Source organism: Metabacillus idriensis (genome assembly GCF_009674765.1).
Classification (GTDB): domain Bacteria; phylum Bacillota; class Bacilli; order Bacillales; family Bacillaceae; genus Bacillus_P; species Bacillus_P idriensis.
Genome location: NZ_WKKF01000008.1, coordinates 1 through 26267, shown reverse-complemented (window position 1 = coordinate 26267; position 26267 = coordinate 1). Strand labels below are relative to the sequence as shown.

Below are 26267 nucleotides of genomic sequence, written 5' to 3'. Positions count from 1 at the left end.
GGAGGATGAAACATGGAAAAAATAAAGGTCGGGATTATTGGTACAGGTTTTATTGGACCAACTCATATCGAAGCAATTAGAAGACTTGGATTTGTAGAAGTGGTTGCTTTAGCAGAAACAAGCCAGGAGCAAGCGGAAACAAAAGCTGCTGAACTTGTTATTCCACTTGCTTACGGAGATTACCGCGAAATGCTTAAAAATGATGAGATCCACGTTGTGCATAACTGTACGCCAAATCATGTTCACTTTGCGATAAATAAGGACATCATTTTAGCCGGTAAACATGTGATATCTGAAAAGCCGTTAGCAATGAACAGCGAAGAGTCAGCAGAATTGTTGACTCTAGCTAAAACAAAAGATGTTGTTCATGGAGTGAATTTTAATTATAGACAGCATGCAAGTGTCCAAAATTTACGTGCGATGATTTCAAACGGAGATCTAGGAAAAGTCAACTTGGTGCACGGAAGCTATCTACAAGATTGGTTATTATATGAAACGGATTTTAACTGGAGACTAGCACCAGAGGTAGGGGGGGAATCCCGCGCTATTGCAGATATCGGCTCACATTGGTGTGACACGGTTCAATATGTAACAGGGAAAAAAATCGTAGAAGTTTTTGCTGACCTTGCCACGGTTATCCCTGTAAGAAAGAAAGCAACGTCTGGCAGTAATACTTTCAGCACAGTCAATCATGAGGAGCAGGAGTATGAGGATGTTGCCATCAATACAGAGGATTATGCATCAGTACTGGTTCGTTTTGAGAATGGCTCAAGAGGTGTTTTCACCGTTTCACAAGTAAGTGCGGGAAGAAAAAATAGACTGAGTTTTGAAATAGATGCTAGTAAGAGTTCAGTATTTTGGAATCAAGAGGAACCGGAAAAATTGTGGATTGGCCACCGCGATAAACCAAACGAAATTCTATTAGCAGATCCGAGCTTATTCTCGGTAGAAGCAAAATCGGCCATTCATCATCCGGGTGGACATAATGAAGGCTGGCCTGATGCATTAAAAAATATGATGCTAAACTTCTATACGTTTGTTAGAGAAGAAAAAAGTCTTAAAACAGATAAGCCTAACTTTGCCACATTTGAAGATGGTCACTTATCAATGTGTATTACTGATGCTATCTTAGAAAGTCACCAACAGCAGAAATGGGTGAAGGTCAAGCAAGAAAAGGAGATCTACTCATGAAACTAGGTGTTTTTACACCACTTTATCAAAACCTCCCGTTTGAAACGATGCTAGATAAAGTGAAGGAAATGGGATTAGAAACAGTTGAGCTTGGAACAGGAAATTATCCTGGTAACCATCACTGTGATCCAGATGAATTACTTCAATCACCTGAAAAAGCAAAGTCGTTCATGAGAGCGATTGAAAGCAGAGGATTATCCATTAGTGGACTTAGTTTCCATGGGAATCCTTTGCACCCTAATAAGAAGTTAGCCAATGATTCTCATGAGGTGTGGAGAAAAACAGTTCTCCTAGCTGAAAAATTAGAAATACCTGTTGTAAATGGATTTTCCGGGTGTCCTGGAGATCATAATGAAGCAAAAAATCCAAACTGGGTAACATGCTCGTGGCCGCCCGAATTTACAGAGGTTTTAAACTGGCAGTGGAATGAAGTGGTGATTCCTTACTGGAAGGAAGAAGCGAAGTTTGCCAGATCACGTGGTATTCAAGTTGCTTTTGAAATGCATCCTGGATTTGTCGTTTATAACCCTGAAACATTGCTAAAGTTACGAGAACATGCAGGGGATAACATCGGAGCAAATTTTGATCCAAGTCATTTAGTTTGGCAAGGAATCGATCCAATTGCAGCGATTAAAAAGCTTGGACGTGAAAATGCGATCTTTCATTTCCATGCAAAGGACACCTATTTGGATAAAGAAAACATAAAAGTAAACGGTGTATTAGATACGAAGCACTACAGTGAGATTTTAGATCGATCATGGACATTCCGATCAGTTGGATATGGACATGATGAGAAATTATGGAAAGACATGATTAGTACATTGCGAGCAGTTGGTTATGATTACGTGATCTCAATTGAGCATGAAGATATGCTGGCTTCGACTGATGAAGGTCTAAAAAAAGCAATCTCTCTATTAAAAGGAGCCATGTTTAAAGAAGAGCTAACTGAAATGTGGTGGGCTTAATAAAAGCAAACAATTCAACAATGGAGGCGAACAACAATGTCAATGAAGGCAGTTTTTTTCCCAGGAGATAAAAAAGTAGAAATTCGTGAGGTGGACATTCCAACTCCTGGACAGGGAGAAGTGTTAATTCAGTTAAAAGCATCCGCTATTTGCCGTAGTGATATGAGCTTATACTATGGTACGTCAGTATTTGAAGGAACAAAAACAGGTTGTACGGTTCCAGGTCACGAGCCAGCGGGTGTGATTACAGGTGTAGGTCCAGGAGTGACAAAATTCCAAGAAGGAGATCGCGTAGCAGTTTACTTAGCACTAGGCTGTGGTGAATGTGCACATTGTAAGAGTGGCTATAAAATGTTCTGTAAGGAATTTAAATGTATTGGATTTGACTCTCACGGTGGTGACGCTGATTACATGGTTGTTCCAGCTGAAAATTGCATGAGATTACCTGATAGCATGAGCTTTGTTACTGCCGCTGTATCGACGGATGCAGTCGGAACGCTCTACCATGCTCAAAAAAGAATGAACATATCTGGTAAAGATACGCTCGTTATTTTTGGGATGGGTCCTATGGGTGGAGCTGGCGTAATGATTGCAAAAGGCTTAGGCGCGACTGTTATTGCCGTTGATATGCTTGATGAACGCCTAGAATTAGCAAAAGAGCTAGGTGCTGATTACACAATTAATGGAAAAGAATTAAATGTACAAGAAGAGATTAATCGCATTACAAATGGAGCAGGTGCTGATGCAGCAATCGATTGCTCTGGAAATCCTTATGCTGAAAATGATGCATTAGATTGTGTGAAGACTCATGGAAGAGTAGCGTTCATCGGTGAAAGTAAAGAAACAACCATTAAACCAAGCCAGCAATTAATTCGAAAGCAAATTACTGTTATGGGTTCATGGTATTTCCCAATTCAAGAATTTGATGAAATTACAGAATTTATTGTGAGAAAAAATCTACCTGTTGAAAAACTAGTCACACATACGTTCAAGCTTGAAGAAGCAGCAAATGCATTCCGTATGTTCGATGAAAGAAAAACAGAAAAAGCTGTGTTTGTTTGGTGAAAACAGAGAAGAGGGTTACTGACATTTCTTTTCAGGACCCTACTATTCTCTAATAAATAGGAGTTGATGATGGATGTTAAAGGGCATTTCTTTCAATACATGGGTTTATAGTAGTTTTCCCGCTTGGGTACCATCTTATCCACTAGAGGAAGTAATAAATCGTTTATCATCATTTGGATACGATGCAATTGAAATTGGCTGCGCAAGTCCTCATGCTTGGCCAGATTATTTATCACCAGAGAGAAGACAAGAAATATTTAATCTATTAAAAGAAAAGAACTTAAAAGTTTCAGCTATGCTACCAGCTCCAGGTGGTGGACCTGGTATGAATCCAAGCTCACCAATTAAAGAGGAAAGAGAATTTACGATTCAGCATTATAAAGATGTTGTTAGATTAGCACATGATTGGGAATGTCCAACTGTTATGTGGATTGCCGGATGGGTACCATTTGGGACATCACAGCAGGATGCTTGGAATTATAGCTTAAAAGGTTTAAAAGAAGTTGCAAATTATGCAAAAGATCTTGGCATAACGTTAGTTGTTGAACCTACTCCTGCTGATAGTAATTTAATAGAAACTGCTGATGATGCACTTCTTTTAGCCGAGGAATCAGAAATGGATAATGTGAAAGTAATGTTTGATACATTCCATGCACTTTATCGTAATGAAGTGCCTAGTGACTATGTTTATCGCATGAAGGAAAAATTACACCATGTTCATATTTCGGACAATGATCGACTTCCTCCAGGACAAGGAAGATGTGACTTCGATGCTGTGTTAAAAGCATTAAAGGACATTAATTATGATGGATATCTTTCAATGGAAGTTGGTTTCCATTCTAGACAGTCAGAACCAGATTGGTATGCAAAAACATCAATTGAATTCTTAAAACAAAAGATATCTGAAATCTACTAAGAACTAAGGTGGTGGATTCTATAATGGTTAGAATCCACCGTAAGCCTACAGTTGCATTATTCAGCCCTTTAGAGAGGTAAGTATTGTTCAATATAATCATTTGAATTAGGAGGAACATGATGAAATTTGGCTACCAAACGAACACTTGGGGAGGCGTAGTTGGCCATCCTGCAGGTGTAACGTCAGTAAAAGATGCATACTATCTTGCAAATGGCTCAACGGAGGCCGCGTTGAAAGATATTGCTACAGCAGGCTATCAGGGCTTTGAGCTTTTTGATGGAAATCTGATGCAATATAAAGGGAAAGAAGAAGAGTTTAAAAGACTGATTGAAAAACATTCGTTAGACTTTATCGGAGTTTATACTGGTGGGAACTTTATCTTTCCGGACATTTTAGAAGATGAATTAGTGAAAATTGAGGAAGTTGCTGCTCTAGCATCTACTCTAGGAGCAGAACACCTAGTTGTTGGTGGAGGAGCCGTTAGAGCTAAAGGTATTTTAGAGAGCGATTACAGAGATTTAGGTGAAGCATTAAATAAGGTCAGTCATATTGCTGAAAAATATGGCCTTATTGCAAGCTACCATCCACACTTAGGTACTTGTGTTCAGTCACCTGAACAATTAGATAAATTAATGCCATTAACTGTCATTAACTTATGTCCTGACACTGCACACATTGAAGCAGGTGGGGGGGATCCGGTAGACGTCATTAAAAAATATATTGATCGTATTCAATATGTTCATTTTAAGGATTTTCAAAATGGAGAGTTTTTACCATTAGGTGAAGGAACCCAAGAATTCGATGAAATGGTAAGAGTGTTAGAAGAAGCTCAATATGATGGTTGGCTAACAGTTGAGCTTGATAGTTACTATGATCCAAAAGCTGGAGCAGAAATTAGCCGTAATTACCTTACAAAATTTGAATCTATTAAATCAATATAAGGGTTGTCCAAAACTAGGGGGCTCAAATATGAAAAAGTTATTTTCTATTTTAACAATGGTTTCGTTAGCAACAATGCTATTTCTTGCAGGATGCAGCCAAGGAAGTTCTACTACCTCTGAAACAAGTGATCAAGATCAAGGTTCAACAGAAGAAGTCGCAACAGAAGCATCTGGTCCTATTGTCATTAACCAGGAAATTCCTGATCAAGAAATCTTAAGTAAAGGTCCTGATGGAGAGGCGGCTGTGTCGGCAAAAACATTGGAGTTAACAGAAGAGGAAGTTCAAAAGATTATAGAAGGTAATTTTAAAGCAGCCATTGTCATGCACTATGCTGGAAATGACTGGGCTACAGCACAAATTGAAGGATTGAAAGCTACATTTGCCAGAATGGGAATTGAAGTAGTAGCAGTAACAGACGCGCAATTCAAAGCAGAAAAACAAGTATCTGATATTGAAACAGTATTAGCTAAAGATCCAGATATCATCGTTGGAATCCCTGTTGACCCTGTGTCTACAGCATCGGCATTTAAGAAAGCAGCAGATGCGGGAGTAAAAGTCGTATTTATGGATAATAAGCCAAATAATTTAGAAGCTGGTAAGGATTATGTAAGCGTTGTATCCGCTGATAACTATGGTAATGGGGTACAAGCAGCCGAAATAATGGCAGAAGAATTAGGCGGGAAGGGTAACATTGGGGTTATTTATCATGATGCAGATTACTTTGTAACAAAACAACGTGTTGAAGCATTTGAGAAAACAATAACAGAAAAATATCCAGATATTAAAATTGTGGAACGTGGGGGAATTGTGGCACCTAATGATGGAGAAAAAGTCGCATCAGGTATGTTAACAAAGAACCCAAATCTTGATGGTATGTTTGTCGTTTGGGATGTTCCTGCTGAAGGGGCATTAGCTGCAGCACGTACAGCTGGAAGAAATGACCTAGTAATCACAACAATTGACTTAGGAACAACAGTTGCCATTGATATTGCATCAGATGGAATGATTAAAGGCTTAGGCGCACAGCTTCCATATGATCAAGGAATCTCAGAAGCGATCTTAGCTGGATATAGTTTGCTTGGAAAAGAAGCACCTGCATATGTAGCAGTTCCAGCATTAAAAGTAACACCGGATAATGTATTAGATTCTTGGAAACTTGTTTATTCAAAAGAAGCTCCCGATACGATCCAAGAAGCTGCAAAATAAAATAATAGAAGACAAAATAATTGGAGGGAATAAATATGAAAAAATTAAACGTAGGAATGATTGGCGGAGGATTTATGGGGAAGGCACATGCTCTTGCTTACGCAGGAATGCCAATGTTTTTTTGGCCGGCACCTGCTGTCCCACATCGTCACACGCTTGTTGACGTGACAGATGAAATTGCAAAAGAAGCAGCAGCAAAATTAGGTTTTGATAACTTTTCATCTAACTGGAGAGAGGTAGTAGAAAATCCAGAGATCGACATTATTGATATAGTGACACCAAATAATTCACATGCTGAAATTGCCATTGCTGCAGCAAAAGCTGGTAAACATGTAATCTGTGAAAAACCCTTAGCTAGAGATGCTGCCGAAACAAAAACAATGTTAGATGCAGTAGAAGCGGCAGGTGTAAAGCATATGGTTGCTTTTAACTACAGAAGAACACCAGCTGTTGCACTTGCGAAAAAATATATTGAAGAAGGTAGAATCGGAAACATTTTAAACTTCCGTGGAACATATCTTCAAGATTGGTCTGCAGATCCTAACTCACCATTATCATGGCGCTTCCAAAAGGAAATTGCCGGATCAGGTGCACTAGGTGACATTGGTACACATGTTATTGATTTTGCCCGCTACTTAGTTGGGGAAATTACAGATGTCAATGCCGTATCAAAAACGTGGATCCCAGAAAGACCAGTTCAATCAGGCGGCGCAGACAAATTAGGAACTGTAAAAAGTGCAGGAGATGTTCCTAAAGGTAAAGTAGACGTAGATGATGAAATCACAACATTAGTCAAATTTGAAAATGGTGCAGTTGGAAGCATAGAAGCAACTCGTAATGCATGGGGACGCAATAACTTCCTGACATTTGAAATTCACGGGGATAAGGGCTCAATCTATTTTAACTATGAGCGTCGTGATGAGCTTCAAGTATGCTTCTCAGACGATCCAGGAGATGCAAAAGGCTTCAGAACCGTTTACACTGGACCAGCTCATCCATACGGTGAGGGCTTATGGCCAATTCCTGCATTAGGAATTGGATATGGTGAAACAAAAATTATTGAAGCGTATGACTTTATTAAATCTATTGTGGAAGACACAACAGTTTCTCCTAACTTTGACGATGGATATCGAATTGCGGTTATTAGTGATGCGATTCTTGAATCAGCTGAAAAAGGTCAGTGGGTGAATCTTGAAAAATCGCCTGTAAAAACAAATTAATTTTTCACATCGAAGGCCGTCAGGGATCAATTTCTGGCGGTTTTTTCACTGCTATTTGTGGGGCTTTATATTGTACTAAAATAAGTATTAGTTGAAGTTTAACATATATCAAAGAGTGATACATGGATACTTGGCTAGGGGGATGTGGGGAATATTTCAGGTATTCTTGCTCAAATCCAGGTCAAAATCTCGGCTAAAAAAGACATCCCATTTTTGGAATGCCTTTTTACTAGTTATTCTCATTCGTAGCAATATCCTTCACAACATCCTCTAGTGTTACGCTCCTCAACATCTTCTCCATAGCTAACTGAGCTGATGTGAACAATGGTTCGATTGTATTCTGGATGTTCCTACCTACAGGACATTTTGGATTTGGGTTTTCATGGATGCTAAATAGCTCTTTTTCCTGTACTACATTCACTGCTTTATAAACGTCAAACAGTGTAATATCATATAATTCTTTTGAGAGTTTAGCCCCTGCAACACCTGGTTTTACCTCTATTAAACCAGCATTTTTTAACATTCCCATGAGTTTTCTGATCACTGCTGAGTTTGTGTTCACACTGGATGCTAAAAATTCAGAAGACGTTATCCCTTCTTTATTTAATTCAATTAAAGCTAATATATGAATGCCGACAGCGAATCTGCTGCTGATGGACATATTCAGTCACCACCTTTGGAACAAATCTGTTTACTAATTTATAAGTGTAATTAATTTGATTACAAGTTTATTATACCAAATTTCGAACAAAATAATATATGGAATCTTACCTGTTGACAAAACGATTACATGTAACTAAAATAAATACATGTAATCAAATTTGTTACAAGTGAAATCAAACTGGAGGAATATAAATGAAAATATTAGTTACAGGAGCAACTGGAAAATTAGGATCTAAGGTTGTGGAGTCATTATTAACATCCATACCTGCGAGTGAGCTGGCGGTGAGTGTTCGAGATCCTGAGAAAGCAGAAGGACTTCGAGCTCGTGGAGTAGAGGTTCGAAAAGGTGATTTTGACCATCCAGAAACATTAGATGATGCTTTTAAAGGGATTGATCGTTTATTAATTATTTCTGCAGATGGTGATAATGATACAAGAATTCGTCAACATACAAATGCAGTGCAAGCAGCTGAACGTGCAGGGATAAAATTTATTGCATACACGAGTATCGCAAATGCAACAGAAAGCAAAAATTTAATGGCTCCTCCTCATGTTGCGACAGAAGCAGCCATCTTGAAGACGGGTATCCCATATTCTTTCTTGCGTAATAATTGGTATTTGGAAAACGAAATTGGTAGCATTCAAGGTGCTATGGCAGGAGCTCCATGGGTAACTTCTGCTGGAGCTGGTAAAGTTGGCTGGGCACTACAACAAGATTATGCAGATGCAGCGGCAGCAGTTCTTTTAGGTGAAGGGAACGAAAATACAGTTTATGAACTTTCTGGCCCTCTTTTAACTCAAGAAGAATTAGTGAAGGCTATTGGTGCTGTATTAGGCAAAGAAATACCTGTACAACAAGTTGGTGACGAAGAATATGCCGAAATAATGAAAGGCTTAGGTTTACCTGAATTTGTCATTCCGATTGTAGTAGGAATTCAAGAAAGCATTCGAAATGGTTCACTTGAAATTGAAAGCAATGATTTTGAAAAAGTTCTTGGTCGCCCAGTTACTCCAATCAAAGAGGCACTTACACAAATTGTAAATGCAAACTCTCAATCAAACTAAAATAGATAATTCCAAAAATTAATCATGTAGATAAACCGACCTTCTTACGAGAAAAGGTCGGTTATTATCCAGTTGACGAGTTTTTCAGCTTCTTCATAAGCGATTAAGTCAGATGAATGATAAAGCTCTTTTAAGATTTCTGCTAAATATTGAGTCGTCTGCATATTAGGATTAGCCTGCTGTAACCGCCACAAGTAGACTTTTAATAAGTCAAGACTTGTGGTCTTTTTATTTACAAGATCCAGTGCATAAAGGAAATAAAGGAGTACAATCTGGAAAAAGGTAAATAATATTCCTGTGTTGTAAAGGATTTTAGCTGAACTGTTTTATAGCAAGGAATCAATAATAAGACATATTTAAAGGTGAGATGATGAAAAAGTTTGTAGAGTATGTTTTTTTAACTTTTGGGGCGTCATTCGTTGCTATTGGATTAGAAACGATGTTAGCACCAAACGGGCTAGTAGATGGTGGTGTAACAGCGTTATCGATTATGGCCAATGCTTTATGGGGAATACCAATTTATGTAGTATTTTTGGGCTTAAATATTCCTATCTTAATTTTTACAGCTAAAGAAGTGGGTAAAACCTTTGTCATTAGAACTCTATATGCAAATATCATTACTACCGTTGGTTTAGTACTATTTAAATCGATTCCTCCTATTACTCAATCTGAAGTATTAATTGTTTTATACGGTGGACTAATCTTAGGAGTTGGGATTGGTATCGTTGTAAAGTTTGGCGGTGCAATAGATGGCACTGAAATGCTGGCGATTTGGTTTAACCAACACTATCGATTTCCGATTGCCTCATTTTTATTATCAGTGAATGCTTTCATATTTACGATTGCAGCGTTTATCTATTCATTGGAACAAGCCATGCTATCTCTGGCGGTTTTTTATATAGTGACAAAAATGATTAATTATGTTTTAGATGGATTAAATCGTGGGAAATCTGTCATGATCATTTCAGAAAAACCGGATGAAGTCGGAGATAGTATTATCAATTATTTAAATATCAGCATCACATTTTTATATGGAGAAGGCGGTTTTTTAGGGGAAAGAAAGAAGGTTATTTATTGTATTACGAACAGGTTTATTTTTTCCAAATTAAAAAGTGTCGTTTTATCAGCAGATCCATCAGCTATTATGGAGGCATCCTATGTTTGTGAAACATCTGGTATAGATAGGTCGCTTATATTTCCGAGAGCCAACCCTTCTAACAATAAATCGTAATATTTACTTACATTATTTAGCATCCTGTTTGATACTAGAGAATAGAAAGTGTGTATATTACCTATTATAAACCAATTCGCAAAGGTTTGATAAATGTCTGTGTAAACGACAGGGTCAAAGGGTCGGCATTAAGAAAAAATATCACAACAAGTCTTGAACCCAAAGATATTCCTTTATTTATCATGAGTCGATAAAACTATTAATTAAATAATGACTCCAAGGCAATTTTAAAGATCCTCGTAAATTAACGGTGATCTTTTTGTTTTAAATCCTTTAATTGAAAATCTCATAACTGCCAATAGTGTAAAAAAGAATACTAAGTATAGTTTTGTTCATTATGTAATAAAAAAGTTCGTACTTTTAATTATTTGTTGTAGATATTATACTTACATCTATGCCGCAACCAATCTTTCTGGAAGCGATAATTGTTAAGATGAAAAGGCACATATACCATAAGACCTTTTAAGAGGGGAAATGAATGATTCTCCTTTGGATTTTGAAAATAAGAACGGATTTAAGATAAATCTTATTTTTTTTCTAAACTGTAATAATATAAAATACAGTTTTTAGGTTGGAAGGTATAGACCCTTATTTAATATAGATCGTCAATTAATAAATACAGAAAGGAATGAAACGATTATGTTAGGAACAAAAGCAAAACATCGAAAAGTTTGCGAAAGATGTTTAACGATCACTACAAATGATAAATGTCCTCAATGTGGCTATGACCATTTCCGAAAATTCATTTTCATGGTGCAAGCTGGGAGAAAAAAATAAGTTTATAAAGCAAATATAGAATAGCGAAAGTCTACAATAATTTAATTCGCAAAAAATTTGATGTGGATTATTTGGTTGTCATAACCAACAATTATCCATTATTAGGGTGGGTACCTACATTTTTCTATTGAAAAATGTTTTGAAGAATGGGAGGAATGAAAGTGGATTCTATGACCTTTGTTTTGTTTGGAGCAACGGGCGATTTAGCAAAAAGAAAAATTTATCCGGCCCTTTTTAATTTGTTTTTAGATCAAAAGATGCCCAAGTCATTTTCGATTATTGGTTTAGGCAGGAGAGAACTATCGGATGGTACATTTCAAACAAATGTAGAACATTCAATAAGAACATTTTCTAGACGTTTTATCGAAGATAAAGCTAAATTAAAAGAATTTATCGAAGCGTTTCGTTACAGCCAATTAGATGTAACGAATGTGGAGGGATATCAAGAACTGCTTACATTGGTTCAGAGGCGTGAACGGGAGTTAAACATTCATGAAAATCGATTATTCTATCTGTCTGTTGCACCCCAGTTTTTCGATGTAATTGCCTCCAATATTAAAGAAAGCGGCTTGGGAACGACCAATGGATGGAAACGCCTGATTATTGAAAAGCCGTTTGGACATGATATGGCTTCTGCCCAAGAATTAAATCAAAGACTAAGTGAATCTTTTAGCGAAGAGGAAATTTACCGGATAGACCATTATCTTGGCAAACAAATGGTTCAAAACCTCGAAGCATTGACATTTGCCAATCCTGTGCTTCAATCCTTATGGAATAATCGGCACATAGCCAATGTACAAATAACGGCTAGTGAAACGGTTGGAGTAGAAGACAGAGCCGGCTATTATGATCAAGCTGGAGCCATCCGGGATATGTTCCAGAATCATATGCTGCAACTTTTGATGATGACAGCCATGCATGTACCAAAAACGATAAGTGCAGCAGATATCCGGAATGAAAAAAGAAAGGTATTGGAATCATTGCGGCCTTTGCAGAAAGAGGATGTCGGTACTCAAGTTGTCCGTGGCCAATATGGTGACGGAGAAACGAATCATGAGCCAGTGGTTGGATACAGGGAGGAACCTGGGGTTGATTCTTCCTCTGTTAACGATACATTTGTTGCCGCACGTTTATGGATCGATAACGATTTTTGGAGAGGAGTTCCTTTCTATATCCGTACAGGAAAGAGAATGAAAGAAAAGTCAACACGTATCATCATTGAGTTCAAAAATCCAGTTAATGAATTGTATGGATCCGATCAACAAACGGAACCAAATCTTTTTATTGTCAATATCAATCCCAATGAAGGGATATCGGTGCAATTGAATAGTAAGAATCCGCTAAAAAATGGAGAAATTGAGCCTGTTTCAATTGATTTCAGGGCAGGAGCAAAAGACATACCCGAAGCTTATGAACTCTTAATCTTTGATGCATTACGCGGTGACTCGACATTCTTTGCCCACTGGAATGAAGTGGAATTATCATGGAAATGGGTGCAGCCAGTTTTAGAAGCGTTTGAGGAAAACACAGTCCCCTTGCATTTCTATCGTTCAGGTTTGATGGGTCCGGATGCTTCGGATGAACTTTTAAAAGAGGACGGGTTTTATTGGTGGGAATATCAAGTGTCTAAGTATGAGATGGTTTCAAAAGATCAATCAAAAAACGCATTAAAAATAGGATAACAACACGAATTGTTCAGGAGGACAAGAGGATGCAAATTGGATTAATCGGGTTAGGGAAAATGGGGTTAAACTTAGGGAAAAATCTAATTGACCACAACTATGAAATAGCCGCCTTTGATTTAAATGTCAATGCCAGAGAAGAAATCAGCAGGTATGGTGCTATAGAAACATCGAGTATTAAGGAGCTTATTAACATTTTAGAAGCCCCCAGAATTATCTGGATCATGGTTCCACACGCTGTTGTCGATTCAGTAATAAGTGAGATCACTCCATACTTGAGTCAAGGCGATATCGTAATCGAAGCTGGTAATTCTCATTATAAGGACTCCATTCGCCGTTACGAGCAGCTAAAGGAATCAGGTATACATTTTATGGATGTCGGTACCTCCGGAGGGATGGAAGGCGCACGTAACGGAGCTTCTTACATGGTCGGCGGGGATGCTGAAGTTTGGAGTATGGTTGAACCCATATTTCGAGACACAGCGGTAGAAAAAGGATATTTATATGCGGGTCCAGCAGGCGGCGGCCATTTCTTAAAAATGGTCCACAACGGAATCGAGTATGGGATGATGGCTGCGATTGGCGAAGGATTTGAAGTACTGGAGAAAAGTGAGTTTGATTTTGACTATGAAAAAGTGGCAAGAGTATGGAATAACGGCTCAGTCATTCGTTCATGGCTCATGGACTTAACAGAACGTGCATTTTCTAAAGATGCCAACTTAGAACAAATCAAAGGAACCATGCATTCTTCAGGAGAAGGCAAGTGGACAGTGGAAACGGCTTTGGATTTGCAGGCGGCCATCCCTGTGATTACCATGTCTCTTTTGATGCGCTATCGCTCCTTAGATCATGACACCTTTACCGGGAAAGTAGTCGCTGCTCTTCGGAACGAGTTTGGTGGACATGAAGTCGAAAAAAGCAATTAGCCTAATATTGAGTGGATTTAAGTAAAAAAACTACTCGAAATATCAAAACAATCCGCAAAGTGAAAAAGGGAGTGAAATCATGAATGTAATGGATGCAAAAATCATTAGTACCCAATATGGTTTGGAGACCTATTTAGACGTTGTAAAAAGTGTAGAAGTAAGAGATCTTCATTATCCTACAGAGACAGAACTCTTTTATGAAATCACAATAGGGATAGAGTATTTTCTATTAAAGGAAAAAAGATATTATGACAGTAGAAAGAATTATTTTCGTATCCGTATGGATTCCGATTTCAGTTCCTTAACGCTCATAGAAACAGAAACAGAAAGTTTATTTGCTGTCAAAAATGAAGTCGAGAGAGACACAACAAAGGAACTGGTTGGAGAATGGCTTATAAAGACCCATGCTTTCAAACAAGTTATCAATGAACTGATTGTTCAAAAGAAAATGGAAAACGTTCAAACAGAGGGAGATATTCATGCAGTACTAGGAACGTTAAGATTCCTAGAGAAATTACTCGAGATCAAAACAGAAGACATTTTAAATACCAATGTTGAGAGAGATCTTGAGTATGTTCATTAGTAACTTATAAGGAATTGGGAAACACGTATGCCGTATTCTATTTTAGAAAAATGAATAGGGGAACCTTAAAGTTGTTGAGGTTTCCCTAAACAACTGAAGAAAAGGAGAATTGACACACATGAACCGATTTACGATTCCGAGAGATATTTATTTTGGGGAAGGATCCCTAGAATTTTTGAAAACCCTTGAAGGGAAAAAAGCGACCATTGTTATTGGCGGTCAATCAATTAAAGAATCAGGTTATCTCGATAAAATCCAATCTTATTTACATGAGGCTGGTATTGAAACCCAGCTAATCGAAGGCGTTGAAAACGATCCATCCATTACAACTGCTCAAAACGGCGGCAAGAAAATGGAAGAATTTCAGCCCGATTGGATTATTTCTGCCGGCGGCGGATCTCCGATTGATGCAGCTAAGCTAATGTGGATCTTTTATGAAAATCCGGATCTGCCGTTTCACCAAATCAAGGCTCCCAATGCGCTGCCAACATTAAGGAAAAAAGCACGCTTTATCGCCATTTCGACTACTAGCGGTACGGGTACAGATGTATCACCATTTTCCGTTATTACTGACTATGATAAGGGAGTAAAGTATCCCGTTTTTGGATATGAAATCACGCCAGATATCGCGATTATTGATCCGGAGCTAGCGTATTCTATGCCAGCTTCGATTGTAGGTTATACAGGGATGGATGCCTTGACACATGGTATTGAAGCGTATGTGTCCACCATGCACAACTCTTTTACCGATCCGCTGGCGATGCAGTCCATCAAGCAAGTCGTAAACAATATTGAAAAATCAGCAGGGGGTGATAAAAACGCAAGAGCAGAAATGCATTATGCCCAGGCCATTGCCGGGATGGCCTTTTCAAACGGGTTTTTAGGTATTGTCCATAGCTTAGCTCATAAGAGCGGAGCGATTTTCAAAATTCCGCACGGGACAGCAAATGCCCTCTATCTGCCGTATGTTATTGACTATAATAGAAAGGCTGAAAGCTCAAGATATGCTGATATCGCAAGGATGCTTGGTTTAAACGGAACGACAGATGACGAATTGATTGATTCGTTAACAGACCTCCTCCGTGGTTTAAATAAATCTTTGAATCTGCCATTAACACTAAAGGAATTTGGTGTTGAAAAAACAGAATTCGAAAAACATCTGAACCAGATGGCAGCGGGAGCTGTTGAAGATCCATGTACTCCATCGAATCCAAGAGAAGTATCAGTAGAGGATATGAAAAAAATCTATATTGCGGCTTATAACGGGAATAAAATCAACTTCTAATGAAGATAATTGAACATGGGACGGAAATGAATATTTTTACTTCGATCTATGATTTTAAGGAGGTTAATGAACATGAGCAAAAAAATTGCTACACTTATAACAAACCTATTTGAAGATGTGGAGTACACAGAACCAGCACAAGCCTTTAAAGAAGCTGGTCACGAAGTTATCACGATTGACAAACAATCAGGTAACGAAGTAACTGGTAAAAAAGGCACAACCGTAAAAATTGATAAATCCATTGATGAAGTTCATCCTGCAGACTTTGATGCGCTGTTTATCCCTGGTGGATTCTCTCCCGATTTATTGCGTGAAGAAGATCGTTTTGGGGAATTTTCAAAAGCATTTATCCAAGATGAAAAACCCGTTTTTGCCATTTGTCATGGACCACAAGTGTTAATCGATACAGACCTTTTAAATGGTGTCGACATCACTGGCTTTAAATCCATTCGCAACGATTTGAAAAATGCTGGTGCAAATTATAAAGACGAAGAAGTTGTCATCAGCAAAAATATTGTAACAAGTCGAGAACCAAAAGATATTCCAGCATTCAATCGTGAATCACTAAAACTTTTAGCTAAATAAAAATGGTGATGTAAAAACTTAAATATTTCTAACTTGCGGATTCTTTAATCAGAATCCGCAAGTTGGTTAAACAAATATATGAATAAAGGAGGTTATGACGTTGTCATTAAAAGGAAAAAGAGTGGTTGTTTTAGGAGGTACATCTGGTATTGGTTTAGCCGCTGCTAAGGCGTTTATTTATGAATCCGCTCAAGTCATTATTGCCAGCCGTTCTGCTTCAAAATTATCTGACGCAAAAGTGAAGTTTGGCGATAACGTAGAGGGCTATGAAATCGACTTTCGCAGCGAGGCAAAAGTTGCTGACTTTTTCAAGAAGGTTGGAAAATTTGATCACCTAGTGGTTACTGCAGGTGAAGGCGCAATGGGTCACTTTAGCGAACTTCCTGTTGCAACCGTAAGAGAGGCTTTTGATAGTAAGTTCTGGGGGCAGTATATTTCGGTTCGTGCTGCTCTTCCATACTTGAATAATGAAAGTTCTATAACATTAACTTCTGGTTTATATGGTGTGCGTCCTCCTCAAGGTGCAACGACACTAGCTTCCATTAATTCAGCAATCGATGGATTAGTACGAGGACTTTCAGTAGACCTGGCACCTATCAGAGTAAACGTGGTATCACCTGGTATCGTTGACACTCCTCTTTACGGCGGAATGCCAGAAGATCAAAGACAAGATATGTACCATGGGATTGCTAAGCAATTACCTGTCGGACGTGTTGCTCAACCTAAAGATATAGCTGAAACCTATGTTTACCTAGCGAAAAATGGGTTTACAACTGGCACATCGGTTCTTATCGATGGAGGAGCTCATCTGATCTAATCCATTGATATCAAAGTCGATTGATAAATTGATTTAGAATAGAAGGGGTGAGGATAACTCAAAGTGTCAGACACTTATAGGTCATTCTCACTTTCTTTGTTTTTTTGCACAGACGGAAGCAGAAATGGACATATCATGCAATAAAGAATGGCTTTGTTGGTTACGGGAATTCTAAATATATGCGTACTTTATACGAAGAGACGTTAATATTCAACCCAAATACATAAAAGAAAGGGTCGAGCCTAATGGATGAAATGAAAAGAGCGGAAATTAAAAATGCATTAGCCAAACACGTGGTAACCCTACCTGACGGCACTTCTTTACCTAGTTTAGGACAAGGAACATGGTACATGGGGGAAAATCCCCAAGTGAGAGACAAAGAAATAAAAGCCTTGCAGCTCGGTATAGAATTGGGCATGACACTTATTGACACTGCTGAAATGTACGGAAATGGCGATTCTGAACGCTTAGTTGGCGAGGCCATTAAAGGACGCAGAAATGAAGTCTTTTTAGTCTCAAAAGTGTATCCCCATCATGCAGGTTTAGATATGATTTCAAAAGCATGTGAAAACAGCTTAAAACGACTCGAAACAGACCACTTAGATTTATACCTTCTCCACTGGAGAGGGCGTGTTCCTTTAGCGGAAACAATTGAAGGAATGGAAAAACTGCGTAAAGAAGGGAAAATTTTAAGATGGGGCGTCTCTAATTTTGACACAGCTGATATGGAAGAGCTATGGAACACTAAGAATGGAAAAAATAGCGTGACGAATCAAGTACTATACCACTTAGGATCAAGAGGAATTGACTTCGATCTCTTACCATGGCAGAGTAAACATAAAATGCCCATCATGGCCTACAGTCCCCTTGCCCAAGGAGGCTCTTTAAGAAAACAGCTCTTAAATGATCCAACTATTCATGATATTGCTGACAAATACAATGTCCAACCATTACAAATTGCTCTCGCTTGGACCATCCGTTCGAATAACGTCATCGCCATTCCAAAAGCGGTTCAAGAAGAACATGTTTTAGCAAATGCTGAAGCGGCAACAATTGAGTTTACTGAAGAAGATCTCAATAGACTTGATCAAGTATTTCCTAAACCTACTAGGAAAATGCCATTGGATATTATTTGAAAACTCACTTTGAAAAAGGACTCTTGTTGGAGTTGCTGACAATCTAATAGGAATTTCAAAAAAACTGTGTGGAATGTATTTCATACAGTTTTTTTATCCCTATTTAGTTAGTTTTTGTTTAATGTGAATGGTTAAAAAGAGAAAAGGGACTTATAAATATATAAAATGGAGGGGCCCGTGACGGCATAAGCCGATCCATTACTAAAAACAGCTACTTGTCCGCTAATCAAAGCAAAAACCGTTTTATCAATACGTTCCGTGGATAGAAGGAACGGAAAAGGTGTTAAAGAATTATCGGTTATGATTTGATGAAGCTGAGAGGAATCAAAAACCACATCAAAATCGGTATTTTGAACCGTTCGTAAAAGTACAATTTGATAAATACAAAAAATCGGGCCTTCTGCCATAAAATAAATAAAAATATCAGATTGGGTCTCTCTTTAAATACCTGGCTGACCTTTTGATGCGGCAGTCTTCTTTTTTATTGAACTAGCGGAGCATTTAGTTATAAAAGAAACTAAAAAAGCAAGTGCTGGCTGTCATTATGACTTTAAATGAAGTATTCAAAATACATCCCTCCACATTGGAATTTAGTGTTACTAAACAATAACCCTAGAGTTATTATACCCTTTAAAACATATCAATACTTTTTCCTTTTATGGTTGCCGATTCGTATGTGGAAGTAAAAAAAATTATCTTCTCTGAAGTTTTTAACAAATATAATTTATTGTTAATGGTTAACCTATTTCTGTAAAAGTTAGGAGGGTTTAAAAAATGGATCAGGTTAATCCCCAAGAAAAAATTAATGCCTCAGAATATGGCATCATCTGGTCGCAATATGTAAATGATAGTATGTCACGTAGTGTTTTTCGTTATTTCTTAAATGATGTTAAGGATGAAAATACTCGTGGTCTACTTCAATTTGCCTTAGAATTATCAGAAACCCATATAGAAAGAACGAAACAATTGTTAATACAAGAAAACTATCCGATTCCAATAGGTTTCACAGATGAAGATGTAACTGTAAACGCCCCTAGTTTATTTACGGATACATTTAAGGTTATTTATTTGCAAATTATGGCGATACACGGCTTGACGAGATATGCTGGTGCAACAAGCCTTTGTATTCGAGAAGATGTCAGAAAATATCTTATTGAATGTACTTCTCAAACGTTGGAATTATATGATAGGGTCACTACCGTCGCTTTATCTAAGGGAATTCTTAGTAAGCCGCCTACATTAAATAACAAACAAAAGATTGATTTTATTAGGAAACAAAGCTATTTAACTGGTTGGTTCGGAAAGCGAAGACCGATAAATGCAATCGAAATCAGTGGTGCACATCTTAATATGCAAAAAAATATGGTGAAAATGGTTTTAGAGTTAGGATTCAGTCAAGTATGCCAATCTAAAGAGGTACGAGAGTATTTCGAACGTGCTCGAAAACTTTGTAAAAGACACTTTCATATACTGGGTGAAATGTTAGAAGAGGAGAATCTCCAAAAACCAAGCATTTTTGAATCAGAAGTAACCGATTCAACCGTACCTCCCTTTTCTGATAAGCTTATGCTTTTCCATATAGCAACACTACTATCTGCGGCACTGGGTTATTATGGGGAGGCTTTATCAATGTGTCAAAGAAGAGACTTGTCGGCTGATTACGCTCGAATGAATATGGAAATGGCTTTAATCGCTGAAGATGGTATGAATCTTTTAATAGATAAAGGTTGGATGGAACAACCCCCTATTGCCACTGACCACGAAAACTTGGCGAACGATTAGAACAATGTGGATGCAAAAGAACTTTTACTTTGGTTTCATGTGTTAATAAACTCGTACATTTACTATTTTTATAATATTCTGAAGATATAACCCTTTCAAATATAACATGTACTCGATAGTACACAGCCTAAACCTTTATGATCAGTAGCTAAACGCAAAATGAACTACAAAATGAACTAATGGCGTACATACAACAACGTTAAGGAAATACCAATATTAAAAAGCCACAATTGTGGAAGATCAATAAATTTGAACAAGAAAGTGATTATTGATCTGCCGCATTTTTCACTGCTGCGAATGCTTTGGCATAATCCGGATGACAATGACAAACGCTGTATAAGGAGGCTCTTAATTATGTCAGATTGATTGGGTCCGTAAATAGTATTCTGACTATATTTAGATAACTAACATGCTTGGTAGTAGGTATTAACTTCGATTGATATCCTTATAGGGGAGATTACAAATTGACATATCGGAAATTGATGATATTATAAACATATGGATATCATAGAAATCTTTAAAGCATTGTCTAATGAAAAACGTTTGCAGATTTTGAAGTGGTTAAAAGAGCCTGAAAACTATTTTACCCTCCCTATTTCTGAAGGGGTTAGCTTTGAGAAAGAGGGTGTATGCGTATCACAGCTGCATCATAAGTTAAATGTAACACAATCAACGGTTTCTCAATATCTTACTATGTTACATCGGGCTGGGCTACTCGAAGCAACGCGTAAGGGTAAGTGGACATACTATAAGCGTAATGAAGAAGTTATTAAGGAAATAAGCAATTACATTGCGAAAGAGATTTGAGGATTAAAGTGAATTGCTTGAAGCAATTCACTTTAATTAATTTCTATATATCTAGATTTCAAAATATATAAATATGTTAGGTCATATATTTTTTTATTAAAATAAATCGTTAATTCGCGATATATTAATTTATTATATACGCTTCTATGATTTCAGCTTTATTTAAGGAGCTGATTTAATAATTATAGTAAGGAAGAGATTTAGACGAATTTAGAAATGGTGTCCATAAGAATAAGGATGAAGGATTCGCTTTTGTTTCCTATTGATCCAATACAATCCGTTGTTTTGAAATTCTAAGAGATGAAAAGGGAGATAATTAACATGAACAAATTTGAAAAACATAATGGATATTCGAGAACATTTCAAGAAAATAAACTTACTTTAGGTTTGCTTTTTCCACTTGAAGCCTACCAAGGCAACATTCCAGAAATGGATTTGGAACAACAAATCAAACTAGCAACTGTTGCTGAAAAAGCCAATTTTGCTTCTCTATTTGTCCGAGATGTTCCATTAAATGATCCCTCATTCGGAGATGTAGGACAAATGTATGATCCGTGGGTATTCCTTAGCCATATAGCAGCGCATACAAAGAAAATTGCCTTAGGAACAGCAAGTGCGATAACGTCATTTCAACATCCATTAAATCTTGCTAAATCAGCAGCATCCTTGGACAAAATTTCAGGGGAAAGACTTTTATTTGGTCTTGCAACGGGAGATCGTCCGATTGAATTTAACGCTTATGGCGTTGACCGAGAAAAAAGGACTGCATTATATCAAGAAGCTTTTTATGTGATGAAGGAAGTTTGGGCAAAATCATTCCCAACGATTAATTCTAGTAGAGTAAGTCTGACTGGAGGAACAGATCTTCTGCCAAAACCAGTTTTAGGCTATATCCCAGTATTTGTAACAGGGTTTTCTGGGCAATCGATGGAATGGATTGCGGAAAATAGTGATGGAATACTTGGTTATCCACGTAATCCAGCTCAACAAGAGAGACTCATTAGAGATTATCGTTCATTAACAGATGGATTTAAACCATTTGCCCAATCGCTATATATTGATTTAACTGAGGATCCGAATGAAGGGCCAACATCTATTCACTTAGGGTTCAGAAGTGGTCATAAATTCTTAATCGAATTTCTAAACGCATTACAAGAAGTAGGAGTTAACCATGTGTTTATAAATAACAAATATAGTCGTCGTCCTGCGGAAGAGGTAATACAAGAATTAGCGGAAGAAGTAGTTCCTCTATTTCCGGCATTAACGTAATCGAGCGCCTATTTATTAGTTCTATAAGGGAAAGTAACTTTCAGCAATCACAAAAAAAGAATAGAATTATGGAATGGAATTAAAAGAAGCAATTTATAATAGACGTTCAGTCCGTTACTGTATCTGAAGATTATAAAGAAAAATCTATTATGCAATATGTTCATGAGAAAATAAATGGACGTGTACCTTTAATTGGTGTTGGTGATATTCGTACTAAACAGGATGCAGAGGATAAATTGACAAACGCTGAAAAAGTGACAGTAGGTGCCTCTCTCATCATTGACCCTCATTGGACAAGTAAAGTGCTGGAGGGAAAAGAAGATAAGATCAGAAGAGTAATAGTAGACCAAGATAGAGAAGAACTCATGATAGGGAATGGAATTGTAGATTTCCTGAGTATTATGATGCCTGATCGATTACGCTAATCCAAAATCAATAAAAGCGCGGGTTACAAGTAAGTTGGTTACATTCTTGAAAATACAGCTAACGGGAGTATTAACGGTTGATTAACTTTATACATGGTTGTAACGAACGTAGAGAAAGTTTACGTTCGTCACGTATTCTAGAAAAATCATATCATACGGCGTCATTTCTAAGTTAGAGTACGTTAAATGTATAAGGAATGTGTTATCTATTAGAAAGGGACGATGATGAAATGGTTACAGAAATCCAGCTAAATGATACTAAAATTAAAATCACACAATATGATGAAAAAAAGATAGAAGGTAAAACTCAGATATCGTTAACTTTTTATGTTACAAGTGACGGCTACCATGACATAGCAACGTTATTATACAAAGGAACATTTGATGTAATCGTACCCGAGAGACATCTTGAGTTCCGCGGTACGATTCAAGAATATTCAACATCAATTACGAATCTATACGAAAAAGGGCAAATTGGTGAATATAAACTGACTTTGAAAGAAGCAGAATAATAGAAAAGGGGATTTTCATCTTATGAAATTAAGCATTTTAGATCAGTCTCCCATTTCAACTAATCAAACGGCAAGTGAAGCATTACAGGAATCAATGAATCTCGCACGCATAGGGGAGACATTAGGATATTCACGTTATTGGATTGCAGAACATCATGCAATGCCAGGGCTTGCATGCTCCGCGCCCGAGGTAATGTTAGGGTATATTGGGGCAAATACAAAAAATATACGAATTGGCTCTGGAGCAGTTTTATTGCCATACTATAAGCCGTATAAAGTAGCAGAAACCTATCACATGTTATCCACTCTATTTCCTAATCGAATTGATGTAGGGATTGGAAGGGCACCGGGTGGTCCTGCTGAAGCAACAAATGCATTATCGGATAACTATTTGCAACATGTCTATAAAATGCCTGATTTAGTAAATGAATTAATTAAATATATAGATAATGAAGGGACTGTATTAGAGGCTTCTCCGTTACCGCAAATTAGTCCTGATCTATGGATGTTAGGTACAAGTAGAAAAAGTGGGAATTTTGCGGCGGAAAACGGTTTAGCATATAGTTTCGGACAATTTATGAGTGATGAAAACGGAGCAGAAATCGTCCAACAATATCGTCAGTCATTTCAACCAAGAAAAAAAGGCCAAAAACCATACGTCATTATGGCTTTATCAGTAATATGTGCAGAAACTACTCAAAAAGCAGAAGAAATTGCTTTAAGTTCAATTGTTTGGGAACTACAAAATGAGAGTAATGAGAGTATGGAAGGAAACAAAGGAGTTCCTTCTGTTGATGAGGCAAAAAAAATTCTATCAAATCTACGTAATCAAAAGTCTATTGAAAGAATAAAAAAGAAAATGATTATAGGTACACCTAATGAAGTGAAAAGTAAAATATTAGAAATTCAATCTCATGTATTAGCAGATGAAATCATGATTGTAACTATCACTTATTCATCAAAGGATAAGCATCAATCATATCGATTAATCGCAGAACAATTTATTAAATGAAAAAGTTAAAATTAAAAGGACGAAATTGTCATGAACAGACTACAAGGAGAAACAGAGATCATCAATGTACCAGCACTGGAATAGGGGCTGCTATTGCTAAGGAATTAGCCGTGGAGGGAGCATATGATTGATGTAAATATAAAAGGTGTGCTTTATGGCATTCATGCTGTATTGCCATCTATGCTGAGCCGCTCAACAGGCCATATTATTAATATTGCTTCGGCTGCTGGACTTGAAGTTTCAAAAACAAGTACCGTCTATAATGCTACAAAGTACGCTGTTCGGGCTATTTTCATGGGATGAAAAGGAACTTGCCAAAACAGGTGTATAAATAAATTTATTAAACAGATAGATAAGTATGGAAAGACAGGGAGAAGAAATGGAAAAAGCACCTAAAGATACACGTGTAATTGTGGGAATGTCAGGAGGAGTCGATTCTTCTGTTGCGGCACTACTTCTAAAAGAGCAAGGATATGATGTAATTGGAATATTCATGAAAAACTGGGACGATACAGACGAAAATGGCGTTTGTACGGCTACTGAAGACTACGAGGACGTTATCCGCGTCTGCAATCAACTGGGAATTCCCTATTATGCCGTGAATTTTGAAAGGGAGTATTGGGATAAGGTATTCACCCACTTCCTGGCAGAATATAAGGCGGGAAGAACGCCAAATCCTGATGTGATCTGCAATAAGGAAATCAAATTCAAGGCATTTTTAGATCATGCCATGAGTCTTGGAGCTGATTATGTGGCTACAGGACATTATGCACGAGTGATCAGGGAAAACGGGAAAGTTCACATGTTAAGAGGGAACGATGAAAATAAGGATCAGACTTATTTCCTTAATCAATTAACAGAGGAGCAGTTAAGTAAGGTAATATTCCCGATAGGCGATATGGAAAAACCAAAAGTAAGGGAATTAGCTGCCAAAGCTAATTTGGCTACAGCATCCAAAAAGGACAGCACAGGCATTTGCTTTATTGGTGAACGAAATTTCAAAGAGTTCTTAAGTGGTTATTTGCCTGCTCAAAAGGGGAATATGGAAACATTCGACGGCAAAGTTGTCGGACTTCATGATGGATTAATGTACTATACAATCGGGCAGAGGCATGGATTGGGGGTTGGGGGAAACGGCGATCCTTGGTTTGTAATTGGAAAGGATATTGAAAGGAATGTATTATATGTTGGGCAAGGATTCCATCATGAAATGCTTTATTCAGACAGCATCATTGCCGATAATATAAGCTGGGTCTCAAAGGAGTTGACACTTAATACATTTGAATGTACTGCAAAATTCCGCTATCGCCAAAAGGACAATAAAGTGACGGTAGAACTGTTGGAGGACTCCAAAGTGAAAGTTACTTTCCACGAACCAATTCGCGCCGTAACGCCTGGACAAGCAGTCGTCTTCTATCAAGGAGAAGAATGCCTTGGTGGAGGGACAATCGACAAAGTGTATCGCTACAACAAACAATTAACATATGTAGGCTAAGAAGAAAAGAATAGGCTGCTGATGATCGTGATCTGACTAGCATCTTTTGCAGAGTAAATAAATTTGACATTATCTCTTTTGAGGAAGATATACAAGTGGATTTATTAATTGATTCCGATACGGACAGAATATATACTCCATCATATTGAGCAAAATCTAACAAACACCTTATTCAATAATCGAGGGCGTTAACCTAAGAAGGATTAACGCTCTTCTTTATCGAATAGTTCAAATATCTAGTGCTATATAGATTGATTAGCAACTGATTGTGAATACAATGATAGATGAAATTAATGGGGTTTTATCATCAAATACTGATTACAGGAAGAAAATGTTCGAAACAAGAGTTAAAGCATTAGAAAAAGAGTCGGCAAAGCAACCCTCTCTAAAAGTCTCCGTGTTTAACTTAATAAGTATTTATTCAATGCTTGTTGTAAAGTTCCCAATGTTTGTGCTTTTTCATTTAATCTCATTCCCAAGCTAATCATATTTTTAACCACTTCTGCTCTTAACCCGGTAATCACAGTGTCACATCCCATTAATGAAGTGCCGTCAATAATCCTCATTAAATGATCAATTACTTCCGGCTCCATTTTCATAATTCCAGAAAAGTCCATAATCAATGTTTGAATCCGTGTTTTTCCAATCTCTATTAAAACTTTTTCCTCGAGAATATTCGTTCGGTAAAGATCAACCGCACCAATTAACGG

At 37.5% G+C, this 26267-nt stretch carries 26 protein-coding genes and 1 pseudogene; 24 read left to right on the top strand and 3 right to left on the bottom strand.

Going from position 1 to position 26267, the window contains the following annotated elements; all coding sequences use genetic code 11:
• Positions 1-12: 12 nt before the first annotated feature.
• The 7 genes from GJU41_RS18915 (at position 13) to GJU41_RS18885 (ending at position 7505) form a co-directional block, all read left to right on the top strand.
• Positions 13-1191 (top strand): Gfo/Idh/MocA family protein, encoded by a 1179-nt coding sequence (locus GJU41_RS18915; RefSeq protein WP_070875621.1) that lies wholly within the window; start codon positions 13-15, stop codon positions 1189-1191.
• Entirely contained in the window at positions 1188-2156 is a 969-nt protein-coding gene (locus GJU41_RS18910) for a sugar phosphate isomerase/epimerase family protein (protein ID WP_070875620.1), read from the top strand. Before GJU41_RS18915 ends, GJU41_RS18910 begins: the two co-directional genes overlap by 4 nt.
• A gap of 36 nt (positions 2157-2192) precedes the next feature.
• Positions 2193-3221 carry a zinc-dependent alcohol dehydrogenase family protein gene (locus GJU41_RS18905; protein WP_083328127.1) on the top strand — a complete coding sequence of 343 codons (1029 nt, stop codon included), beginning with the start codon at positions 2193-2195 and terminating at the stop codon, positions 3219-3221.
• A 73-nt stretch (positions 3222-3294) separates the two neighbouring features.
• On the top strand, positions 3295-4137 hold the full coding sequence (locus GJU41_RS18900; protein WP_070875619.1) for a sugar phosphate isomerase/epimerase family protein: 843 nt from the start codon (positions 3295-3297) through the stop codon (positions 4135-4137).
• 116 nt (positions 4138-4253) lie between these two features.
• A complete protein-coding gene (locus tag GJU41_RS18895) occupies positions 4254-5078 on the top strand; it encodes a sugar phosphate isomerase/epimerase family protein (RefSeq protein ID WP_224771452.1) in 825 nt (274 codons plus the stop codon).
• A gap of 28 nt (positions 5079-5106) precedes the next feature.
• Positions 5107-6285, top strand: coding sequence for a substrate-binding domain-containing protein (locus GJU41_RS18890; protein ID WP_070875617.1), 1179 nt, complete (start codon positions 5107-5109; stop codon positions 6283-6285).
• A gap of 35 nt (positions 6286-6320) precedes the next feature.
• Positions 6321-7505: a levoglucosan dehydrogenase gene (locus tag GJU41_RS18885; protein WP_070875616.1), complete on the top strand. Its 1185-nt coding sequence runs from the start codon at positions 6321-6323 to the stop codon at positions 7503-7505.
• Positions 7506-7734: 229 nt separating this feature from the next.
• Here GJU41_RS18885 and GJU41_RS18880 read toward each other — a convergent pair whose 3' ends face one another.
• Complete coding sequence (locus GJU41_RS18880) at positions 7735-8166, bottom strand: Rrf2 family transcriptional regulator (protein ID WP_070875615.1); 432 nt, start codon at positions 8164-8166, stop codon at positions 7735-7737.
• 194 nt (positions 8167-8360) lie between these two features.
• Here GJU41_RS18880 and GJU41_RS18875 point away from each other — a divergent pair, with 194 nt between their 5' ends.
• The 9 genes from GJU41_RS18875 to GJU41_RS18830 all read left to right on the top strand — a co-directional run bounded on the left by GJU41_RS18875 (position 8361) and on the right by GJU41_RS18830 (position 18255).
• The gene (locus tag GJU41_RS18875; protein WP_070875614.1) at positions 8361-9233 is read left to right on the top strand and encodes an SDR family oxidoreductase; all 873 of its coding nucleotides are present in this window, start codon (positions 8361-8363) and stop codon (positions 9231-9233) included.
• Between the two features lie 370 nt (positions 9234-9603).
• Positions 9604-10464: a YitT family protein gene (locus tag GJU41_RS18865; RefSeq protein WP_154319257.1), complete on the top strand. Its 861-nt coding sequence runs from the start codon at positions 9604-9606 to the stop codon at positions 10462-10464.
• A 938-nt stretch (positions 10465-11402) separates the two neighbouring features.
• Positions 11403-12923 (top strand): glucose-6-phosphate dehydrogenase, encoded by a 1521-nt coding sequence (zwf, locus tag GJU41_RS18860; RefSeq protein ID WP_083328126.1) that lies wholly within the window; start codon positions 11403-11405, stop codon positions 12921-12923.
• Positions 12924-12952: 29 nt separating this feature from the next.
• Positions 12953-13849: a phosphogluconate dehydrogenase (NAD(+)-dependent, decarboxylating) gene (gene gnd, locus GJU41_RS18855; RefSeq protein ID WP_070875612.1), complete on the top strand. Its 897-nt coding sequence runs from the start codon at positions 12953-12955 to the stop codon at positions 13847-13849.
• 79 nt (positions 13850-13928) lie between these two features.
• Positions 13929-14432, top strand: a complete 504-nt coding sequence (locus tag GJU41_RS18850; RefSeq protein WP_070875611.1) for a hypothetical protein — start codon at positions 13929-13931, stop codon at positions 14430-14432.
• 118 nt (positions 14433-14550) lie between these two features.
• Positions 14551-15717, top strand: a complete 1167-nt coding sequence (locus tag GJU41_RS18845; protein ID WP_070875610.1) for an iron-containing alcohol dehydrogenase — start codon at positions 14551-14553, stop codon at positions 15715-15717.
• Between the two features lie 72 nt (positions 15718-15789).
• The gene (locus GJU41_RS18840; protein WP_070875609.1) at positions 15790-16302 is read left to right on the top strand and encodes a type 1 glutamine amidotransferase domain-containing protein; all 513 of its coding nucleotides are present in this window, start codon (positions 15790-15792) and stop codon (positions 16300-16302) included.
• 100 nt (positions 16303-16402) lie between these two features.
• The gene (locus tag GJU41_RS18835; protein WP_070875608.1) at positions 16403-17119 is read left to right on the top strand and encodes an SDR family oxidoreductase; all 717 of its coding nucleotides are present in this window, start codon (positions 16403-16405) and stop codon (positions 17117-17119) included.
• Positions 17120-17364: 245 nt separating this feature from the next.
• A complete protein-coding gene (locus tag GJU41_RS18830; RefSeq protein WP_070875607.1) occupies positions 17365-18255 on the top strand; it encodes an aldo/keto reductase in 891 nt (296 codons plus the stop codon).
• Positions 18256-18386: 131 nt separating this feature from the next.
• Here GJU41_RS18830 and GJU41_RS18825 read toward each other — a convergent pair whose 3' ends face one another.
• Entirely contained in the window at positions 18387-18662 is a 276-nt protein-coding gene (locus GJU41_RS18825; protein WP_070875606.1) for a spore germination protein, read from the bottom strand.
• Positions 18663-19029: 367 nt separating this feature from the next.
• Here GJU41_RS18825 and GJU41_RS18820 point away from each other — a divergent pair, with 367 nt between their 5' ends.
• The 8 genes and pseudogenes from GJU41_RS18820 to mnmA all read left to right on the top strand — a co-directional run bounded on the left by GJU41_RS18820 (position 19030) and on the right by mnmA (position 25557).
• Complete coding sequence (locus tag GJU41_RS18820) at positions 19030-20037, top strand: DUF3231 family protein (RefSeq protein WP_070875605.1); 1008 nt, start codon at positions 19030-19032, stop codon at positions 20035-20037.
• 498 nt (positions 20038-20535) lie between these two features.
• Positions 20536-20844 (top strand): ArsR/SmtB family transcription factor, encoded by a 309-nt coding sequence (locus GJU41_RS18815; protein ID WP_057219135.1) that lies wholly within the window; start codon positions 20536-20538, stop codon positions 20842-20844.
• A 321-nt stretch (positions 20845-21165) separates the two neighbouring features.
• Positions 21166-22113, top strand: a complete 948-nt coding sequence (locus GJU41_RS18810; protein WP_154319255.1) for an LLM class oxidoreductase — start codon at positions 21166-21168, stop codon at positions 22111-22113.
• 149 nt (positions 22114-22262) lie between these two features.
• Positions 22263-22538: a beta/alpha barrel domain-containing protein gene (locus GJU41_RS18805; RefSeq protein WP_070875603.1), complete on the top strand. Its 276-nt coding sequence runs from the start codon at positions 22263-22265 to the stop codon at positions 22536-22538.
• Positions 22539-22768: 230 nt separating this feature from the next.
• A complete protein-coding gene (locus tag GJU41_RS18800; protein ID WP_154319280.1) occupies positions 22769-23050 on the top strand; it encodes a DUF3219 family protein in 282 nt (93 codons plus the stop codon).
• 22 nt (positions 23051-23072) lie between these two features.
• Positions 23073-24062, top strand: coding sequence for an LLM class flavin-dependent oxidoreductase (locus tag GJU41_RS18795; RefSeq protein ID WP_154319254.1), 990 nt, complete (start codon positions 23073-23075; stop codon positions 24060-24062).
• A 117-nt stretch (positions 24063-24179) separates the two neighbouring features.
• A pseudogene (locus GJU41_RS18790) lies at positions 24180-24390 on the top strand (SDR family oxidoreductase); the annotation flags it as partial.
• Positions 24391-24441: 51 nt separating this feature from the next.
• On the top strand, positions 24442-25557 hold the full coding sequence (gene mnmA / locus GJU41_RS18785) for a tRNA 2-thiouridine(34) synthase MnmA (protein ID WP_154319253.1): 1116 nt from the start codon (positions 24442-24444) through the stop codon (positions 25555-25557).
• A gap of 401 nt (positions 25558-25958) precedes the next feature.
• Here mnmA and GJU41_RS24745 read toward each other — a convergent pair.
• Positions 25959-26267: STAS domain-containing protein (locus tag GJU41_RS24745; protein WP_170292839.1), on the bottom strand; the 309-nt coding region annotated here is incomplete at its 5' end.

Bases quoted from the DNA above. Each gene is read 5' to 3' on its own strand.
- GJU41_RS18805 (WP_070875603.1), top strand. From the start codon at position 22,263: ATGCAATATGTTCATGAGAAAATAAATGGACGTGTACCTTTAATTGGT.
- GJU41_RS18840 (WP_070875609.1), top strand. From the start codon at position 15,790: ATGAGCAAAAAAATTGCTACACTTATAACAAACCTATTTGAAGATGTG.
- mnmA (WP_154319253.1), top strand. From the start codon at position 24,442: ATGGAAAAAGCACCTAAAGATACACGTGTAATTGTGGGAATGTCAGGA.
- GJU41_RS18825 (WP_070875606.1), bottom strand. From the start codon at position 18,662: ATGGCAGAAGGCCCGATTTTTTGTATTTATCAAATTGTACTTTTACGA.
- GJU41_RS18800 (WP_154319280.1), top strand. From the start codon at position 22,769: ATGGTTACAGAAATCCAGCTAAATGATACTAAAATTAAAATCACACAA.
- GJU41_RS18795 (WP_154319254.1), top strand. From the start codon at position 23,073: ATGAAATTAAGCATTTTAGATCAGTCTCCCATTTCAACTAATCAAACG.
- gnd (WP_070875612.1), top strand. From the start codon at position 12,953: ATGCAAATTGGATTAATCGGGTTAGGGAAAATGGGGTTAAACTTAGGG.
- GJU41_RS18885 (WP_070875616.1), top strand. From the start codon at position 6,321: ATGAAAAAATTAAACGTAGGAATGATTGGCGGAGGATTTATGGGGAAG.
- GJU41_RS18875 (WP_070875614.1), top strand. From the start codon at position 8,361: ATGAAAATATTAGTTACAGGAGCAACTGGAAAATTAGGATCTAAGGTT.
- GJU41_RS18895 (WP_224771452.1), top strand. From the start codon at position 4,254: ATGATGAAATTTGGCTACCAAACGAACACTTGGGGAGGCGTAGTTGGC.
- GJU41_RS18900 (WP_070875619.1), top strand. From the start codon at position 3,295: ATGTTAAAGGGCATTTCTTTCAATACATGGGTTTATAGTAGTTTTCCC.
- GJU41_RS18910 (WP_070875620.1), top strand. From the start codon at position 1,188: ATGAAACTAGGTGTTTTTACACCACTTTATCAAAACCTCCCGTTTGAA.
- GJU41_RS18830 (WP_070875607.1), top strand. From the start codon at position 17,365: ATGGATGAAATGAAAAGAGCGGAAATTAAAAATGCATTAGCCAAACAC.
- GJU41_RS18880 (WP_070875615.1), bottom strand. From the start codon at position 8,166: ATGTCCATCAGCAGCAGATTCGCTGTCGGCATTCATATATTAGCTTTA.
- GJU41_RS18850 (WP_070875611.1), top strand. From the start codon at position 13,929: ATGAATGTAATGGATGCAAAAATCATTAGTACCCAATATGGTTTGGAG.
- GJU41_RS18890 (WP_070875617.1), top strand. From the start codon at position 5,107: ATGAAAAAGTTATTTTCTATTTTAACAATGGTTTCGTTAGCAACAATG.
- GJU41_RS18865 (WP_154319257.1), top strand. From the start codon at position 9,604: ATGAAAAAGTTTGTAGAGTATGTTTTTTTAACTTTTGGGGCGTCATTC.
- GJU41_RS18815 (WP_057219135.1), top strand. From the start codon at position 20,536: ATGGATATCATAGAAATCTTTAAAGCATTGTCTAATGAAAAACGTTTG.
- GJU41_RS18810 (WP_154319255.1), top strand. From the start codon at position 21,166: ATGAACAAATTTGAAAAACATAATGGATATTCGAGAACATTTCAAGAA.
- GJU41_RS18845 (WP_070875610.1), top strand. From the start codon at position 14,551: ATGAACCGATTTACGATTCCGAGAGATATTTATTTTGGGGAAGGATCC.
- GJU41_RS18820 (WP_070875605.1), top strand. From the start codon at position 19,030: ATGGATCAGGTTAATCCCCAAGAAAAAATTAATGCCTCAGAATATGGC.
- GJU41_RS18905 (WP_083328127.1), top strand. From the start codon at position 2,193: ATGTCAATGAAGGCAGTTTTTTTCCCAGGAGATAAAAAAGTAGAAATT.
- GJU41_RS18915 (WP_070875621.1), top strand. From the start codon at position 13: ATGGAAAAAATAAAGGTCGGGATTATTGGTACAGGTTTTATTGGACCA.